Below are 18222 nucleotides of genomic sequence, written 5' to 3'. Positions count from 1 at the left end.
CCGACTTTTTTGGAGTGGCCTGTCCATTTCGTGAAAAAAGCCACGTTTTTTTGATGAATCACCGAGGAGAGAACACATGGAATGCACAGTCAGCTGGACCGGCGGCGCCGGAACCCGCTCGGGAATGGGGTTTGTGGCGGAAACCGGCAGCGGCCATGTCCTGACCATGGACGGCGCGCCCGACGGCGCCAATCCGGCCAATGGAGGGCAGAACCTGGCACCCCGGCCCATGGAGACCGTGCTGGCCGGCACGGGCGGCTGCACGGCCTACGACGTGGTGCTGATCCTCAAGCGCGGGCGCCACGACGTGCGCGGCTGCAGCGTCAAGCTCACCTCCGAGCGCGCCCAGGTCGATCCCAAGGTGTTCACCAAGATCCACATGCAGTTCACCGTGACCGGCAAGGGCATCCCACCCGCCGCCGTGGAGCGCGCGATCGCCATGAGCCACGAAAAATACTGCTCGGCCAGCATCATGCTCGGCAAGACGGCCGAGATCACCACCGGCTTCGAGATCGTGGAGGCCTGAAACTCCTGGCGCGCCCAAGGCCAGCGCCCCCGTGCAAGGGTCGCCCCGCCGCGCTGAAGGCGTCCCAGGGGGGCTAAACGTAATGCGACGTAGTCGTCATGACCTTGGCGGCGGCCCGCATCAGTGCCTGGACCGGCGGCGGCAGGCGCGTGGCGCCTTCGGCCAATGCCTGCGCCGCATGGCGCTCCTCGTCATCCTTCATGCGCGCCACCACGGCGCGAGAGGCCAGGTCATCGACCGGCAGGCGGTCCAGATGGCCCGCCAGGTGGGCCGCCACCTGGTTCTCGGTTTCTGCCACAAAGCCCAGGCTCACCCTGTCGCTGACCTTTGCCGCCACCAGGCCGAGTGCGAAGGCGCCGGCAAACCACAGTGGGTTGAGTACGCTGGGCCGGGCGCCCAGGGCGTCCAGCCGTTCCCGGGTCCAGGCCAGGTGGTCGGTTTCCTCGCGCGCTGCCTCCAGCAGGTGGCCACGCAGGTGGTCGTCACGGGTGACAGCCGCCTGGGCGGTGTAAAGCGCCTGCGCACAGACTTCGCCCACGTGGTTGACGCGCATCAGGGAGCCCGCCAATTTGCGTTCTGCCGGGGTCATTTCGCCCTCCGCATGACCGGTGGCGGGTGAGGCTTCCGAGGCGCGCGGTGTGGCAAAAAGGGTGCGCAGTGCGTTGTCGGCGGCAGTCAAGAAGGCGTCCATGGCGAGCTGGGATGAGGATGGATGTGGAAACAGGTGTTGCAAGTAGACACAAATGCATGCAGGCTCAAAAGTGCCCGAAAAGCACTTTGCTGGTGCACCGCTGGTGGATTTTGCCGGGGTGCACTGAAATGTTGCAACACTGCAACGAAATCTCCCTTTCGGGTCGATTGTGGGTGAATTCCTTTGCGAAAGAGGTCGGGGTCTGGTGCAATAAGAACAACTTCCCCACCAGGAGGTTGGCCCGGGGAACCGGCGGGACTGAGCAGGTGCAAAGGCACCCCTAGACCCCCCGTACCGGCGCCCTATGTTTAACCTTGGAGTAACTCGCAATGAAAAAATCCCTGATTGCCCTGGCTGTGCTGGCTGCTTCCGGCGCTGCAATGGCTCAATCGTCCGTGACGCTGTTCGGCGTGGTTGACGCAACCTACGCCTACGGCAACGGCAGCGTTGCTAACCGCTCGCAACTGACGAACTCCGGCTACAACAGCAGCCGTCTGGGTTTCCGCGGCGTTGAAGACCTGGGCGGTGGCCTGTCTGCTTCGTTCTGGCTGGAAGCCGGCCTGACCAACGACGACGGCCGTGGCGGTTCGACCAACACCAACAACCAAACCACCGGCGCCAACGCCAACGGCGGTCTGGTGTTCAACCGTCGTTCGACCGTGAGCCTGAACGGTGGCTTCGGTGAACTGCGTCTGGGCCGTGACTACACGCCCCAATTCTGGAACCTGACCGTGTTCGATCCGTTCGGCACGAACGGCGTTGGCACGACCCAAACGCTGAACTCCAGCCTGGGTGGCCCAACCACCATCCGCGCTTCGAACGCCATCGGCTACTTCCTGCCAGGCAACCTGGGCGGTTTCTACGGCCAAGTGCAGTACTACCTGGGCGAAAACGCAAGCAACGTTGCCAACAAGAAGGACGGCAATGGTCTGGCTCTGCGCGCTGGCTGGGCCAACGGTCCTCTGAACGTGGCTGGTGCCGTGTCGCAAACCAAGTTCCTGAACGCCGACATCAAGGCTTTCAACCTGGGTCTGCAATATGACTTCGGCGTCGCCAAGCTGCTGACGCACGTGAACCGTGACGACATCAAGAACGGCGCTGAAGGCACCGGCTGGCTGGTCGGCGCTCTGGTTCCAGTGGGCGCTGGCGAAATCCGCGTGGCTTACTCCACGTACGAAATCGACGTCGCTGGTCCTGACCCACGTGCCAACAAGTTCGCTCTGGGCTACGTGCACAACCTGTCGAAGCGCACCGCCGTGTACGCTACCGCAGCTGCTGTGAAGAACAAGAACGGTTCGGCTCAAGCCCTGAACGGTTCCACGACTGCTGCTGGCCGCAACTCCAGCGGTTACGACTTCGGTATCCGTCACAGCTTCTGATATTGATGGCTGGCTATATGCCAGTCTCAATGGATGAATACAAAAAAGCCGCCTTCGGGCGGCTTTTTTTATTTCCAACGCTGATTTGTTTCTTGGGGCCAGGCGCTCCATTGGCGGCGGGTGTTGCAAAGGGTCGGTATTTTCTGGTGGGTTGACTGGTATTCCTGGAGAGTGCCTGCCGGAGTGGCCGTGCAGCCCTTGGGTATGGGCCTGGTGCAGAGCTGCGGAGATGCCCGCAAGAGGGGCATTGCCACCGGCCTGCCGGTGTGCTGTGCCACGCCTCCGGCCAAACGAGTCACTGGCGCAAAGCGCCGAATCCAGGCCCTGTCAGGCCTGCCGGCCCATCACCCGTCGGCAGCACAGGCCAGCGCTGCGCTGGCACCTTACTTGCATGTCAACAGGCCTCACCAGGGCAGGAATAGTCCCTCGCAACGGGCCGGGATTCAGGGATTTCCCGTTGGCCGATGGCCGCTATTTACTGCATAGTAAAACTTTTACATTGTTGAAGAGGTTTCATGAAACTCAATCTCAGCCTGCTGTCGATTGCCGCAGCTGCCGCCATGCTGATGGCCACGGGTGTTAATGCCAAACCATTCAAATGGGCGAGCCAGGGCGAAATCGCCACGTGGGATATTCATTCCCAAAACAACGCGTTGCAAAACGGCATCCATGCCAATGTGTATGAGAGCCTGGTTTATTACAACAGCAAGACCTTCGACGTCGAGCCCGTCCTGGCCACGGCCTGGAAGGAAGTGACCCCCACCCAGGTGCGTTTCACGCTGCGCCAGGGCGTCAAGTTCCATGATGGCTCGGCCTTCACCGCCGACGACGCCGTGTACTCGCTGCAGCGGGCCATGGCCAAGACCTCCAACTTCACACCCTACGTCCAGGGCATCACCAAGATCAACAAGGTCGACGCGCAGACCATCGACGTCATCCTGTCGGCCCCCAATCCCGTGCTGCTGCGCCAGATGACCGAGCTGCGCATGATGAGCAAGGCCTGGGCCGAGAAGAACCGCTCCGTGGAACCCAAGGACATCAAGGGCACGGACGAGAACTTCGCCCACCGCAACGCCATGGGCACCGGCCCCTACACGCTCGATTCCTGGCAGGCCGACGTGAAGATGGTCTTCAAGCGCAACCCCAACTGGTGGGGCAAGATGGACGGCAACGTGACGGAAATCGTCTACACCCCCATCAAGTCGGCCGCCACCCGCATCGCCGCGCTACTGTCGGGTGAAGTGGACATGGTGCTCGACCCCGCACCCCAGGATCTGGGTCGCCTGCGCCAGGACAGCAACCTGAAGGTCATCGACGGCCTCGAAAACCGCACCATCTTCCTGGGCATGGACCAGTTCCGTGAGGAACTGCCGGGCTCCAACGTCAAGGGCAAGAACCCGCTCAAGGATGTCAAGGTACGCAAGGCGCTGTACCAGGCCATCGACACGGCCTCGCTGGAGCGCGTGACCCTGCGCGGCCTGGGCAAGCCCACCGGCACGCTCGTGGCGCCCCAGGTGGCCGGCTACACCGAAGCCGTGGGCAAGCGCTTCCCCTACAGCGTGGACGCTGCCAAGAAACTGCTGGCCGAAGCCGGCTACCCCGATGGCTTCGAAGTCGACTTTGCATGCCCCAACAACCGCTACATCAATGACGAGGCCATCTGCCAGGCCGTGACCGCCATGTGGTCGCGCATCGGCGTGAAGGCCAAGCTGCGCACGCTGCCGCTGGTGACCTACTTCCCGATGATCCAGCGCTACGAAGCCAGCATCTACATGCTGGGCTGGGGCGTTCCGACTTTCGACGCGCTGTACAGCCTGCAATCGCTGGTGCGCAGCGTGGGCCAAGGCGGTGACGGCAACTACAACGTGGGCCGCTACAGCAACCAGCGCATGGACTACCTGGTGGACCGCATCAAGGCCGAAACCGACGCCCCCGTGCGCTCGCGCATGCTGACCGAGGCGCTGCAACTGTCCAACGACACGGTCTCGCACATTCCTCTGTATGACCAGGTGATCCCATGGGCCATGAAGAAGAACATCGAGGTCGTCCACCGCGCCGATAACCGCGTGGACATGCGCCTGGTCAAGGTGAACTGATCTATCCTCGCAGATGGAGGGCAAGGGCCTGTCGGGCCTTTGCTCTCCTTGGTTTTTTCCGACACGATTCCCACGAGCGCCCCGCCACCAAAAGTGGCCAAGGCGTCCCATCGAATACACACTCGACTCTCCGATGCTTGCCTTTATTTTGCGCCGCCTGATCCAGGCCGTGATCGTCATGGTCACGGTGGCCTTCATCTCCTTCATGCTGTTCCAGTACGTCGGAGACCCTGTGGTGTTCTTGCTGGGCCAGGACGCAACACCCGAGCAGATCCGCGAACTGCGCGTGGCGCTGGGTCTGGACAAACCCTTCTTCATACAGTTCGGCCACTTCCTCGTGAATGCTGCCCAGGGCGAATTCGGCCTGAGCCTGCGCCAGGGCGCCAAGGTTTCACGCCTGATCGCAGAACGCTTTCCCGCCACGCTGGAGCTGGCCATGGTGGCCGCCGTGCTGGCCCTGGCGCTCGGCGTTCCCATGGGTGTGTATGCGGCCCTCAAGCGCGGTACCTTCACCAGCCAGCTGTTCATGACGCTGTCGCTGCTGGGCGTCTCGCTGCCCACCTTCCTGATCGGCATCCTGCTGATCCTGGTGTTTGCCGTGCACCTGGGCTGGTTCCCGAGCTTCGGGCGCGGCGAGGTGGTGCAACTGGGCTGGTGGAGCACCGGCCTGCTCAAGGCCAAGGGCTGGCACCACATCGTCCTGCCGGCGGTGACGCTGGCCATCTTCCAGCTCACGCTGATCATGCGGCTGGTGCGCGCCGAGATGCTGGAGGTGCTGCGCACCGACTACATCAAGTTCGCACGTGCGCGGGGCCTGTCCAACCGGGCCATCCACTTCGGCCACGCCCTCAAGAACACGCTGGTGCCCGTGATGACCATCACCGGCCTGCAGCTCGGCGGTCTGATCGCCTTCGCGATCATTACCGAGACGGTGTTCCAGTGGCCTGGCATGGGCCTCTTGTTCATCCAGGCCGTGACCTTTGCCGACATCCCTGTGATGGCCGCCTACCTGTGCCTGATCGCCCTGATCTTCGTGGTCATCAACCTGGTGGTCGACCTGCTGTACTTCGCCGTCGATCCGCGCCTGCGCGTGGGCAAGGCCGGAGGCCATTGAGATGCAGGCGAGCCGACTCAAGGCGGGCGGCCGGGCCTTCGCGCACATCGCGCAGTTCCATCCAGAACTTACGGCCCTGCGCCGCGACCTGCATGCGCACCCCGAGCTGGGCTTCGAAGAGGTCTACACCGGTGCCCGGGTCAAGGAGGCCCTGAAGGTCTGCGGCGTGGACGAGATCCATGACGGCATCGGCCGCACCGGGCTGGTGGCGGTGATCCGTGGGCGCAGCACGGCCAGCGGCTCCATGGTGGGCCTGCGCGCCGACATGGATGCGCTGCCGCTCACCGAGCACAACGACTTTTCCTGGAAATCCTGCAAGCAGGGTCTGATGCACGGCTGCGGCCACGATGGCCACACGGCCATGCTGGTGGGCGCGGCCCGCTACCTGGCCGAAACGCGCAATTTCGACGGCACGGCGGTGCTGGTGTTCCAGCCCGGCGAGGAAGGCTTTGCCGGCGCCCGCGTGATGATGGAGGACGGCCTGTTCGAGCGCTTCCCCGTGCAGTCGATCTTTGCCATGCACAACTGGCCGGCGATGGCACCCGGCACGGTGGGCCTGAACTCCGGCGCCATGATGGCGGCGGCGGACCGCATCACCATCGAGATCACGGGCCGCGGCGGCCATGGCGCCCACGCCTACCAGACGGTGGACGTGATGCTCGTGGCGGCGCACATCATCACGGCCGCGCAGACCATCGTCTCGCGCAACGTGCGCCCGCTCGACGGCGCGGTGGTCAGCCTGTGCGCCATGCAGGCCGGTGACCTCGGCGCCTTCAGCGTGCTGCCGGGTTCGGCCACGCTGGTGGGCACGGTGCGTACCTTCAACCCGGTGGTGCAGGAGATGGTCGAAAAGCGCCTCAAGGAGCTGTGCAGCGCGATTGCGCTGGGCTTTGGTGCCACGGCCACCGTGCACTATGAGCGCATCTACCCGGCCACCATCAACTCCGAGGACGAAGCGCTCTTTGCCGGCAACGTGGCCGAATCGCTGGTCGGTGCCGACCATGTGGTGCGCGACCTGGAGCCCAGCATGGGCGCCGAGGACTTCTCCTTCATGCTGCAGGACAAGCCCGGCGCCTATCTGCGCATAGGGCAGGGCACGGGTGCCAGCGGCAGCGCACTGCACAACAGCCGATACGACTTCAACGACGAGATTCTGCCGCTGGGCTCTGCCTTGCATGCCAGCCTGATCGAACAGGCCATGCCCCTGCCCACGCTCTGACAGAGCCACCGGTACCTGCGCTTTTTTTCCCCTTGTACCGCAACCCCCTTTCACCCACCAGGAGAACTGCATGACATTTCAAAAAAAACTGGCCATGACGGCCTTGTTCGCCGCGCTGGCTGCGTCCAGTGTGGTGGCCAATGCGCAGACCATTCGCGTGGCCAACCAGGGCGACTCGCTGTCCATGGACCCGCACTCGCTCAATGAATCCCTGCAGCTGAGCGTCACCGGCAACGTCTACGAGCCGCTGGTCGGCCGCAACAAGGACCTGAGCCTGGCCCCGGCCCTGGCCACGAGCTGGAAGCAGACTTCCCCCACGGTGTGGCGTTTCGAGCTGCGCAAGGGCGTGCAATTCCACGACGGCACGCCCTTCACGGCCGACGACGTGGTCTTCAGCTTCGGCCGCACGCAGGTCGAGGGCTCGGACATGAAGAGCTACACCAACGACTTCAAGGAAGTGCGCAAGATCAACGACCACACGGTCGAGATCGAGACCAAGACACCGTTCCCCATCCTGCCCGATGTGGTTTCGCTGGTGTACATGATGAGCAAGAAGTGGTGCGAGACCAACCAGGCCATGGGACCTGTGGACCGCCGCAAGGGCATCGAGAACGCTGCATCGTTCAAGGCCAATGGCACGGGCCCCTTCCGCCTGCGCGAACGCCAGCCCAATGTGCGCACGGTGTTCACGCGCAACGGTACCTACTGGGGCAAGATCGACAGCAATGCCTCCGAGGTTGTCTTCACGCCCATCGGCAACGACGCCACCCGCGTGGCGGCCCTGCTGTCGGGCGAAGTGGACGTGATGGAACCCGTGCCGGTGCAGGACATCGAGCGCGTCAACACCAGCGCCAACACGCGTGCCATCACCGGCCCCGAGTTGCGCACCATTTTCCTGGGCATGGACCAGAAGCGCGACGAACTGCTGTACTCCAACGTCAAGGGCAAGAACCCCTTCAAGGACAAGCGCGTGCGCCAGGCCTTCTACCAGGCCATCGACATCGACGGCATCAAGCGCACCGTGATGCGCGGCGCCTCCAACCCGTCGGCCCTGCTGGTGGGCCCCGGCATCAACGGCTTCCAGCCCGATGCCAAGCGCCTGCCCTACGATGTCGAAGCCGCCAAGAAGCTGATGACCGAAGCCGGCTACCCCAACGGCTTCGAAGTGTCGATGAACTGCCCCAACGACCGCTACGTGAACGACGGCCGCATCTGCCAGACCGTGGCCGCCAACCTCTCGCGCATCAACGTCAAGATCAACCTGCAGGCCGAGACCAAGGGCACCTACTTCCCCAAGATCCTGCGCCGCGACACCAGCTTCTACATGCTGGGCTGGACGCCTGCCACCTACGACTCGCACAACGCCCTCAATGCACTGGTGGCCTGCGTGGACGACAAGGGCGCCGGCCAGTTCAACCTGGGTTCGTACTGCAACCCCAAGGTGGACGAGCTGACCAAGAAGATCCAGGCCGAGACCGACAAGGCCAAGCGCGACGCCATGATCAAGGAGGCCTTCGACATCCATGCCGCCGACGTGGGCACGCTGCCCCTGCACCAGCAGGCCCTGGCCTGGGGTGTGAGCAAGAAGGTCACGCTGGTCCAGCTGGCCGACAACTTCATGCCCTTCAAGTGGATGAGCATCAAGTAAGCGCTTTCCTTTCCGAGTACCTCGATAGATAGAGACGGACATTCAGCAGACCAGCCACGCCGGTTGCTACCCGCGCCGCGCGTGCTGTCTGCCCACTGGTTTCCCACAATGAAAACAACCCTTGCCCGCTGGTTTGACAGCGACGTTGGCTACAGCTTCCGCACATCGCCCATGGCGATCGTCGCGGCGGTGATCGCCCTGATATGTCTGTTCTGCTCCCTGTTTGCAGGATGGGTCGCCCCCCACAACCCCTTCGACCTGGCGACGCTGGAGCTCGGCGACGCGCGCCTGCCTCCCGCCTGGATCGCGGAGGGTTCCATGAAATACCCCCTGGGCACCGATGACCAGGGCCGCGACATCCTTTCGGCGCTGATCTACGGCGCCCGCATCTCCCTCGTGGTGGGCTTCGCCTCGGTGCTGCTGTCCGTGGTGGTCGGTGTGGCCTTCGGCCTGCTGGCAGGCTTTCGCGGTGGCTGGATCGACGCGGTGCTCATGCGCCTGTGCGACGTGATGCTGTCCTTCCCCGCGATCCTGGTGGCCCTGCTGATCGCAGGCGTCGGCCGGGCGCTGTTCCCCAATGCCCACGAGTCACTGGCCTTCGGGGTGCTCATCATCTCGATCTCGCTGACCGGCTGGGTGCAGTACGCCCGCACCGTGCGCGGCTCCACGCTGGTCGAGCGCAACAAGGAATACGTGCAGGCCGCCCGTGTCACGGGGGTCTCCTCGCTGCGCATCATGCGCAAGCACGTGCTGCCCAACGTGATGGGCCCGGTGATGGTGCTGGCCACCATCCAGGTCGCCACCGCCATCATCACCGAGGCCACGCTGTCCTTCCTGGGCGTGGGTGCTCCGCCCACCTCGCCATCGCTGGGCACGCTGATCCGCATCGGCAACGACTACCTGTTCTCCGGCGAGTGGTGGATCACAGTGTTCCCCGGCGCCATGCTGGTGCTGATCGCTTTGTCCGTGAACCTGCTCGGCGACTGGCTGCGCGACGCCCTGAACCCGCGTCTGCGTTGAACAAGAACAAGAAAAGCGATATTCCCATGAGTCTTCTAGAAGTCAAAAACCTCGTTGTCGAATTCCCGAGCCGCCGCGGTACCCTGCGCGCCCTGGACGACATCTCCTTTTCCATCGCGCCCGGCGAGATCCTGGGCGTGGTGGGAGAGTCCGGCGCGGGCAAGTCGCTCACCGGCGCGGCCATCATCGGCCTGCTCGAACCCCCGGGCCGCGTGGCCTCGGGCCAGATCCTGCTGGAGGGCCAGCGCATCGACAACCTCACCAGCGACCAGATGCGGCACATCCGCGGGCGGCGCATCGGCGCCATCTTCCAGGACCCGCTGACCTCGCTGAACCCGCTGTACACGGTGGGCCGCCAGCTCACCGAAACCATTCTTGCGCACCTTCCCGTGAACGCCGCAGAAGCGCGCCAGCGCGCCATCTCGCTGCTGCAGGACACCGGCATCCCCGCCGCCGCCGAGCGCATCGACCACTACCCGCACCAGTTCTCGGGCGGCATGCGCCAGCGCGTGGTGATCGCCCTGGCCCTGGCGGCCGAGCCCAAGCTCATCGTGGCCGACGAGCCGACCACCGCGCTGGACGTGTCCATCCAGGCGCAGATCATCACGCTGCTGAAGAACATCTGCAAATCGCGCGGCGCCGCCGTCATGCTGATCACGCACGACATGGGCGTGATCGCCGAGACCTGCGACCGCGTGGCCGTGCTGTATGCCGGCCGCGTGGCCGAGATCGGCCCCGTGCACGATGTCATCAACAAGCCCTCCCACCCCTACACGAGCGGCCTGATGGCCTCCATCCCCGATATGGCGGTGGACCGTGAACGCCTGAACCAGATCGACGGAGCCATGCCCCGCCTCAACGCCATCCCCAAGGGCTGCGCCTACAACCCGCGCTGCCCCAAGACCTTTGACCGCTGCATGGTCGAGCGGCCCGACCTGATGCCTGCCGGGTCCACCCGCGCGGCCTGCTGGCTGCACGCCCCTGCCACGGCGGAGGTGTCCGCATGAGCGCCGTGCCTTCCACCACCGCAAGCGCCGCCAAGCCACTCGTGCAGGCGCACGACCTGGCCAAGACCTTCGACGTCTCTGCCCCCTGGCTCAACCGCATGATCGAGCGCAAGCCACGCACCCTGCTGCATGCGGTGGACGGCGTGAGCTTCGAGATCGAAAAGGGCAAGACCCTGGCCCTGGTGGGCGAGTCGGGCTGCGGCAAGAGCACCGTGGCGCGCCTGCTGGTGGGCCTGTACGAGCCCACGCGCGGCGGCCTCACCTTCGACAACCAGGACGCCCACGCCGCCTTCAAGGGCAACGACGCGCGTGCCATGCGCCGGCGCATCCAGATGATCTTCCAGGACCCGTACGCGAGCCTGAACCCGCGCTGGCTGGTGGAAGACATCATCGGCGAGCCGCTGCGCGAGCATGGGCTGATCACCGACAAGGCCGAGCTCAAGCAGCGCGTGGGCGAGCTGCTGCAGTCGGTGGGCCTGTCGCCGCTGGACATGGTCAAGTACCCGCACCAGTTCTCGGGCGGGCAGCGCCAGCGCATCTCGATCGCGCGCGCCCTGGCCACCGAGCCCGAGTTCCTGGTCTGCGACGAGCCCACCTCGGCGCTTGACGTGTCGGTGCAGGCGCAGGTGCTCAACATCATGAAGGACCTGCAGCGCGAGCGGCACCTGACCTACCTGTTCATCTCGCACAACCTGGCCGTGGTGCGCCACGTGAGCGACCAGGTCGGCGTGATGTACCTGGGGCGCCTGGTGGAGCTGGCGGACAAGCACACGCTGTTCGACAACCCACGCCACCCGTACACGCGCATGCTGCTCGATGCCATCCCCAAGATGCACGACACCGGCAAGGCGCGCACCCCGGTGCAGGGCGAAGTGCCCAACCCGCTCAATCCGCCACCTGGCTGCGCCTTCAACCCGCGCTGCCCGTATGTGAACGACCGCTGCCGCACCGAGCGCCCGCAACTGCTGAGCATCGGCGGTATCCGCATCGCCTGCCATGCGGTGGAAGAGGGGCGCATCCAGTAGGTCCTGGCCCGCGGTGCCGGTACGACCCAGGGCTCCTTCGGGAGCCCTTTTTCATGCCGGATCCGTTCCGGGCGCGCCCGCCGCGTTTCAGGGGCGCTCGGAGCCTGCAACCAGGTGCTCGCGCAGGGTCGCGAGGATCTCGTCGGACAGGGCTGGCCGCCCCGCCGCCGTGGCGCGCGCCAGCACCAGCCCGCCGACCATGGTGGCCAGCATCTGCATGGCACGCGTGCGGCCTTCGGCACTGGGCTGCTCGCCTGGTTCCAGGCCTTCGATCACGCGGGCAAAGCGCTCGATGTTGCGTTCGATGCCTTGCGCAAACACCTCGGAAAGATCGCTTCCGGCACGCGCTGCATCCACCGCCAGGGCCGCCGCGGGGCAGCCTTCGCCCGGGTGGTCGCGGTGCTGGGTCGAGAGATAGCTGGTGACGCGCGCCGCAAGGCCTTCGCTGCCAGTACCCATGCGGCCCTCCATGCCGTCGAGGGGGGCAATCGACCAGTCGAAGGCACGCGCGCAGGCCTCGCGCACCAACGCATCCTTGTTCTCGAAGTGCCGGTACAGGCCGCCGTGGGTCAGCCCCGCATCGCGCGTGATATCGGCCACCCCCACGCCCGCCAGGCCGTGCTCGCGGTACAGGCGCGCAGCAGCATCCAGGATGCCCTGGCGGTTCTCCGCGGACTGCGCCTTCGAGACTTTCATGGGGGAAACCTCTTTTTGATGATGGTCGTACGCAAAAATGCGCCAAGACACTTATGATGACGCCCGCAATCATAAATGCGTGGCCCGCGCCGCGCACTGAAAGGGTAGAGCGATGGTGAATGAACTCAAGGGAACACAGGAACCGGGCCAGGGCCTGCGCCTGCCGCGCGTGGTGATCACGGGCATGGGCCTGGTCTCACCCCTGGGCGTCGGGGTGGAGCTGGCCTGGCGCCGCCTGCTGGCAGGCGCCTCGGGCCTGCGGCGCCTCCCCGATGCCGTTGTGGAGGGGCTGGCGGCCAAGGTCGGTGGCGCGGTGCCGACGAAGGAGCAGGACCCCGAAGGCGGTTGGGACCCCGACACCGTCGCCTCGTCCAAGGACCAGCGCAAGATGGACCGCTTCATCCCTTTCGCCCTGGGCGCCGCACAGCAGGCGCTGGCGCAGGCCGGCTGGGCGCCGACGGGCGAGAAGGAGCAGCAGCGCACCGCCACCGTGATCGCCTCGGGAATCGGCGGCTTCGGCGCCATTGCCGAGGCCGTGCGCACTACCGACACGCGTGGGCCGCAGCGCCTGTCACCGTTCACCGTGCCGTCCTTCCTGGTCAATCTGGCGGCCGGCCATGTGTCCATACGCCACGGGCTCAAGGGCCCGCTGGGAGCGCCCGTGACGGCCTGCGCAGCCAGTGTGCAGGCCATTGGCGACGCCGCGCGCATGATCCGCTGCGGTGAGGCCGACATTGCCGTGTGCGGCGGCACCGAGGCCACCATCGACCGCGTGAGCCTGGGCGGCTTTGCGGCGGCCAAGGCGCTGTCCACCGGCTTTGCCGAGCACCCCGAGCAGGCCTCGCGCCCCTTCGATGCGGCGCGCGACGGCTTCGTGATGGGCGAGGGCGCAGGCATGCTGGTGATCGAATCGCTGGACCATGCGCTGGCGCGCGGCGCCACGCCGCTGGCCGAGGTCGTGGGCTATGGCACCTCGGCCGATGCCCACCACATCACCTCAAGCCCCGAGGACGGCGATGGAGCGCGCCGCGCCATGGAGATCGCGCTGGCCCAGGCGGGCCTGGCGGCCAGCGAGGTGCAGCACCTCAACGCCCACGCCACCTCCACCTACGTGGGTGACCGGGGCGAGCTGGCTGCGATCCGCCGCGTGTTCGGCAACGGCAAGTCGGTGGCCGTTGCCTCCACCAAGGCGGCCACGGGCCACCTGCTCGGTGCGGCGGGTGCCGTGGCGGCCATCTTCACCACGCTGGCCTTGCGCGACCAGGTCGTGCCCGCCACGCGCAACCTCGACCATCCCGACGAGCTGGCCGAGGGCCTGGACATGGTGGCGGGCGCCAGCCGCCCCATGGCGTTGGAGCACGCCATGCTCAATGGCTTTGGTTTTGGCGGCGTGAACGCAACCCTGGTGCTCAAGCGCTGGGCGCCGGCGGCTGCGTGAAAAGGGGGTAAGAGGAGATCCCTACGCGTAGCGTTTGGCGCGCAGGTTCTCCTTCATCTGCTGCAGGATGGGCTGCAGCGGGCTGCCGATGCGCAGGGCCACGCAGGTGGCCAGCACGTCGATGATGAGCAGGTGCATGAGCCGCGACACCATGGGGCTGTAGCGGTCGTAGCCCTCGGGGTGGTCCGCGGCCAGGTGGATCTGGCAGGTGCTGGCCAGCGGCGAGCCGCTGGCCGTGATGGCAATGGTGGTTGCGCCGTTCTTGCGCGCGATATCGGCCGCATCCATCAGGTCGCGCGTGCGCCCCGAGTTGGAGACGATCACCAGGCAGTCGCCCGGGCCGAGCAGGGTGGCGCTCATCACCTGCATGTGGCCATCGCTGGTAGCGATGGAGGTCACGCCCAGGCGGAAGAACTTGTGCTGCGCGTCCTGTGCCACGATGCCCGAGTTGCCCACGCCATAGAACTCGATGCGCCGCCCGGTCTTCCAGGTGGCGGCAATGGCTTCGGCCGCACGCTCCAGCGCCACGGTGCTCGCGGCATTGCGGTACTGCAAAAAGGCGGCCACCGCGTTGTCCACCACCTTCACCAGCACGTCGCCGGTCTTGTCGTCCGCATCCACGCTGCGGTGGATGAAGGGCACGCCTTCGCTCACGCTGCCTGCGAGCTTGAGCTTGAAGTCGGCCAGCCCGTCATAGCCCATGCTGCGGCAAAACCGCACCACGGTGGGCTTGCTCACATGGGCGCGTTCGGCCAGCTCGCGCACGGGCAGGCGCGCAAAGCTGCGCGGGTCAGCCAGCACGAGCTTGCCCACGCGCTGCTCTGCAGGGGCGAGGGACGACAGGGAGGCGGTGATGCGGTCAAGCACGCTGGCAGGTCCTCGGGGGCACCATGTTCATGGCTGGTTGGAATGGTTGCGATCAATGGTAACTGGGTTTCATCGATTGGGGGGAGCGCATGAAACCCTGATGCCACCCGGGCGGCGGTACACGGGTGTGAGCGCCTGCCTTCGTGTAATCCCGCTGGTCGCCTCGAAGGGGCCACCGTAGGATGTTTGTCATTAAACTGTCACTAAACAAACAACTACAGAAAGAGACTCCATGCAGAAATTCCTTGCGGGCACTGCGTTGGCGCTGGCGGCTTCCGGCGCCCTGGCACAGGGCCAGGTCAACATCATCTGCTCCGTGCAGGCCGAGTGGTGCAACCTGATGTCCACCGTCTATGCCAAGACCACCGGCACCAAGGTCAACATGACGGCCAAGGGCTCGGGCGAGGCATTGGCCCAGCTCAATGCCGAGAAGGCCAACCCCAAGACCGACATCTGGTTCGGCGGCACGGGCGACCCGCATCTGCAGGCGGCCGAGCAGGGCCTGACGCTCGAGTACAAGTCCCAACAGCTCACGCAGCTGTACCCCTGGGCGCAAAAACAGGCGTCCGACTCCAAGTACCGCACCGTGGGTGTCTACCTGGGCCCGCTGGGCTTTGGCTACAACAAGGAACTGCTGGCCAAGCGCAAGCTCAATCCGCCCCAGTCCTGGGCCGACCTGCTCAAGCCCGAGTTCAAGGGCGAGGTGCAGATGGCCAACCCCGCTTCGAGCGGAACGGCCTACACCATGATCGCCACACTGGTACAGATCATGGGCGAGGAGAAGGCCTTCGACTACCTCAAGGCGCTGCATCCCAACATCAGCGCCTATACCCGCTCCGGCACGGCACCGGTCAAGGCGGCCGCGCGCGGCGAGACCACGGTGTCGGTGAGCTTCGTGCACGACGTGACCACCGAGGCCGTCAACGGCTTTCCCGTGGGCTCGACCACGCCGTCCGAAGGCACGGGCGCCGAGGTGGGTTCGATGAGCATCGTCAAGAACGGCCCCAACACCGAGGCGGCCAAGAAGTTCTATGAGTGGGCGCTCACGCCTGGCGGCCAGCAGTTCGGCCTGGCGGCCAAGCAGTTCCAGTTGCCCAGCAACACCCAGGTGCCCCGGGATCCCCGCATGACGGACCCGGCCAAGATGAAGCTCATCAACTACGACTACGCCAAGTACGGCGCGAGCGCCGAGCGCCGCCGCCTGATCGCGCGCTGGGAAAAAGACGTCCAGAACGCCGGGCGCTGATGTCGGCGCACGCATTGCAGGCGCCACTGGCCGGCAGGCCGGCGGTCAACCAGTCGCTGTGGGTGTGGCTGGCACTGGGCCTGGCGGGCTACGTGGCGCTGCCCTGGTATGCCCAGCAGGATGCCAATGGCCTGACCGTGCTGGGCCAGGTCTTCAGCCAGGCGCAGACGGGCAGCGGGCTCATGCAGGCCGCTGCCTTCGGGCGGCCCTGGTTGTGGCTGGCGCTGCTGGGCCTGGCGATCGCCGGCGTGGGCGCGCTGCTGCCCGCCGGGCGCAGGCAGGGCGGCTGGCTGGTGCTGGGCGGTGGCCTGGGCCTGGCGTCCCTGCTGGTCAGCGGCTTTGCCATCGGTGCACGCGGCTGGGCCTTCGACTGGCTCAATACCAGCTTCGGCGAGCTGGCCATGCGCCAGCCCGGCGTGGGCTGGGGCGGCTTCGTGGTGCTCACGGCCCTGCTGGTGCTGGCGTCGTTCGGCGTGGCGCGGCGCGGTTACTTCAAGGGCGACCTGTTCGTGGCGGCGGCCGTGCTTGGCATGGGCAGCCTGCTGGCGCTGTTCATCGTGTTCCCGGTGCTCAAGGCGCTCAGCGGCGCCTTCTTCCTGGAAGACGGGCCGTTCTCATTGGCCGTGATGTGGGAGCGCGTGGCGCACGAGCGCAACTTCGGCCTGGCCTGCCTGGCCGGCGGCCAGCGCTGCGGCGTGGCCTGGAACACGCTGTTCCTGGGCCTCATGACGGCGGCCAGCACCACCTTGCTCGGCACCTTCATGGCGCTGATGGCCGAGCGCGCCTCGCGCCGCTACGCGCGGCCGCTGAACATCGTGGCGCTCCTGCCCATCATCACGCCGCCCTTCGTCGTGGGCCTGGGGCTGATCCTGCTGTTCGGCCGCGCAGGCGTGTTCAACCAGCTCCTCGAATACGCCTTCGGCATCACGCCCTCGCGCTGGTTCTACGGCTGGCTCGGCGTGTGGGTGGCGCAGACCTTCGCCTTCACGCCCATTGCCTTCATGATCATGCGCGGCGTGGTGCAGGGCGTGGCACCCAGCCTCGAAGAGGCGGCCCAGACCCTGCGCGCCAGCCCGCACCAGACCTTCATGACGGTGACCCTGCCGCTGCTCAAGCCCGGTCTGGCCAATGCCTTCCTGGTGGGCTTCATCGAGAGCATGGCCGACTTCGGCAACCCCATCGTGGTCGGCGGCCAGTTCTCGGTGCTGTCCACCGAGATCTTCTTCGCCATCGTCGGCGCGCAGTACGACCAGGGGCGTGCGGCCTCGCTGGCGTGGATCCTCACGCTGTTCGCGCTGGCGGTGTTCGCCATCCAGCGCGCGCTGCTCGGGCGGCAGAACTTCACCACCGTCTCGGGCAAGGGCGATGCAGGCATCGCCATGCCGCTGCCCACGGGCGTGCGCCGCGTGGTGCATTCGGTGGCGCTGCCGTGGATGGCCTTCACGCTCATCGTCTACCTGTTCGCGCTGGCTGGCGGCTTTGTGCAGACCTGGGGGCGCGACTACACCATCACGCTCAACCACTTTCGCACCGCGTTCAACATGGAGTGGGGCGAGTTCGGTGTGGTGTGGGCCGGCACGGCCTGGAACTCGTTCTTCACCACCATCAAGCTGGCTGCCCTGTCGGCGCCGCTCACGGCGGCGCTGGGCATCGGCATTGCCTGGCTGCTGGCGCGCACCGAGTTCAAGGGGCAGGGGGCTTTCGAGTTCTCGGCCCTGCTGGCCTTCGCCATCCCGGGCACGGTGCTGGGGGTGAGCTACATCCTGGCCTTCAACGTGCCGCCGTTCGAGCTCACGGGCACGGCGCTGATCATCGTGCTGTGCTTCATGTTCCGCAACCTGCCGGTGGGCGTGCGCGCCGGCACGGCGGCGTTCAAGCAGCTCGACCGCTCGCTCGACGAGGCCTCGCTGATGCTGCGCGCCGGCAGCGTGCAGACGCTGCGCCACGTGGTGCTGCCATTGCTCAAGCCGGCCCTGGTGGCTGCGCTGGTCTACAGCTTCGTGCGTGCCATCACGACCGTGAGCGCGGTGATCTTCCTGGTCACGGCCGAGAACGAGCTGGCCACCACCTACATCATCGGCCGCGTGGGCAATGGCGACTACGGCGTGGCTCTGGCCTATTGCACGGTGCTGATCGTGCTGATGTCGCTGGCCATCGCGCTGATCCAGTGGCTGGTGGGCGAGCGCAAGCTGGGCCGGCGCTCAGGCGCAGCCGCCATGCCCGCCCCCCACTGAACCCATGCTGAATGCT

At 65.9% G+C, this 18222-nt stretch carries 15 protein-coding genes; 12 read left to right on the top strand and 3 right to left on the bottom strand.

Annotated elements, in window-relative coordinates:
• The first annotated feature begins 76 nt into the window (after positions 1-76).
• The gene (locus tag AC07PF_RS02030; protein ID WP_494610711.1) at positions 77-526 is read left to right on the top strand and encodes an OsmC family protein; all 450 of its coding nucleotides are present in this window, start codon (positions 77-79) and stop codon (positions 524-526) included.
• 73 nt (positions 527-599) lie between these two features.
• Here the strand turns inward: AC07PF_RS02030 and coq7 are convergent, their stop codons facing one another.
• Positions 600-1217 (bottom strand): 2-polyprenyl-3-methyl-6-methoxy-1,4-benzoquinone monooxygenase, encoded by a 618-nt coding sequence (gene coq7, locus AC07PF_RS02025; RefSeq protein WP_494610709.1) that lies wholly within the window; start codon positions 1215-1217, stop codon positions 600-602.
• A gap of 329 nt (positions 1218-1546) precedes the next feature.
• Between coq7 and AC07PF_RS02020 the strand changes: the two genes are divergently transcribed.
• From AC07PF_RS02020 to AC07PF_RS01985, 8 genes are all read left to right on the top strand, one after another.
• Positions 1547-2596, top strand: a complete 1050-nt coding sequence (locus AC07PF_RS02020) for a porin (RefSeq protein WP_007856601.1) — start codon at positions 1547-1549, stop codon at positions 2594-2596.
• Positions 2597-3111: 515 nt separating this feature from the next.
• Positions 3112-4692: an ABC transporter substrate-binding protein gene (locus tag AC07PF_RS02015; protein ID WP_494610707.1), complete on the top strand. Its 1581-nt coding sequence runs from the start codon at positions 3112-3114 to the stop codon at positions 4690-4692.
• A 133-nt stretch (positions 4693-4825) separates the two neighbouring features.
• Entirely contained in the window at positions 4826-5806 is a 981-nt protein-coding gene (locus AC07PF_RS02010; protein ID WP_007856603.1) for an ABC transporter permease, read from the top strand.
• Between the two features lies 1 nt (position 5807).
• Entirely contained in the window at positions 5808-7025 is a 1218-nt protein-coding gene (locus AC07PF_RS02005) for a M20 aminoacylase family protein (RefSeq protein WP_494610706.1), read from the top strand.
• A gap of 70 nt (positions 7026-7095) precedes the next feature.
• Positions 7096-8673: an ABC transporter substrate-binding protein gene (locus AC07PF_RS02000; RefSeq protein WP_007856605.1), complete on the top strand. Its 1578-nt coding sequence runs from the start codon at positions 7096-7098 to the stop codon at positions 8671-8673.
• Positions 8674-8781: 108 nt separating this feature from the next.
• The gene (locus AC07PF_RS01995) at positions 8782-9693 is read left to right on the top strand and encodes an ABC transporter permease (RefSeq protein WP_007856606.1); all 912 of its coding nucleotides are present in this window, start codon (positions 8782-8784) and stop codon (positions 9691-9693) included.
• 26 nt (positions 9694-9719) lie between these two features.
• Positions 9720-10700: an ABC transporter ATP-binding protein gene (locus tag AC07PF_RS01990; RefSeq protein WP_007856607.1), complete on the top strand. Its 981-nt coding sequence runs from the start codon at positions 9720-9722 to the stop codon at positions 10698-10700.
• A complete protein-coding gene (locus AC07PF_RS01985; protein ID WP_494610705.1) occupies positions 10697-11725 on the top strand; it encodes an ABC transporter ATP-binding protein in 1029 nt (342 codons plus the stop codon). The genes AC07PF_RS01990 and AC07PF_RS01985 overlap by 4 nt, the downstream gene beginning before the upstream one ends.
• 87 nt (positions 11726-11812) lie before the next feature.
• On the opposite strand, the gene AC07PF_RS01980 is transcribed toward AC07PF_RS01985, so the two are convergent.
• On the bottom strand, positions 11813-12421 hold the full coding sequence (locus AC07PF_RS01980) for a TetR/AcrR family transcriptional regulator (protein WP_007856609.1): 609 nt from the start codon (positions 12419-12421) through the stop codon (positions 11813-11815).
• 112 nt (positions 12422-12533) lie between these two features.
• Here AC07PF_RS01980 and fabF point away from each other — a divergent pair, with 112 nt between their 5' ends.
• Positions 12534-13859 (top strand): beta-ketoacyl-ACP synthase II, encoded by a 1326-nt coding sequence (gene fabF, locus AC07PF_RS01975; RefSeq protein ID WP_494610704.1) that lies wholly within the window; start codon positions 12534-12536, stop codon positions 13857-13859.
• A 21-nt stretch (positions 13860-13880) separates the two neighbouring features.
• Here fabF and AC07PF_RS01970 read toward each other — a convergent pair whose 3' ends face one another.
• The gene (locus AC07PF_RS01970) at positions 13881-14726 is read right to left on the bottom strand and encodes a MurR/RpiR family transcriptional regulator (protein WP_108016385.1); all 846 of its coding nucleotides are present in this window, start codon (positions 14724-14726) and stop codon (positions 13881-13883) included.
• A gap of 232 nt (positions 14727-14958) precedes the next feature.
• On the opposite strand from AC07PF_RS01970, the gene AC07PF_RS01965 reads away from it, so the two are divergent.
• Together AC07PF_RS01965 and AC07PF_RS01960 are read left to right on the top strand one after the other, a co-directional pair.
• Positions 14959-15972, top strand: a complete 1014-nt coding sequence (locus tag AC07PF_RS01965; protein ID WP_007857791.1) for an ABC transporter substrate-binding protein — start codon at positions 14959-14961, stop codon at positions 15970-15972.
• Positions 15972-18206, top strand: coding sequence for an ABC transporter permease (locus AC07PF_RS01960; RefSeq protein WP_494610703.1), 2235 nt, complete (start codon positions 15972-15974; stop codon positions 18204-18206). Before AC07PF_RS01965 ends, AC07PF_RS01960 begins: the two co-directional genes overlap by 1 nt.
• Positions 18207-18222 lie beyond the last annotated feature (16 nt).

This window comes from Acidovorax sp. GW821-FHT10A04 (genome assembly GCF_059415825.1).
This window is presented reverse-complemented; position numbering and strand designations above follow the sequence as displayed.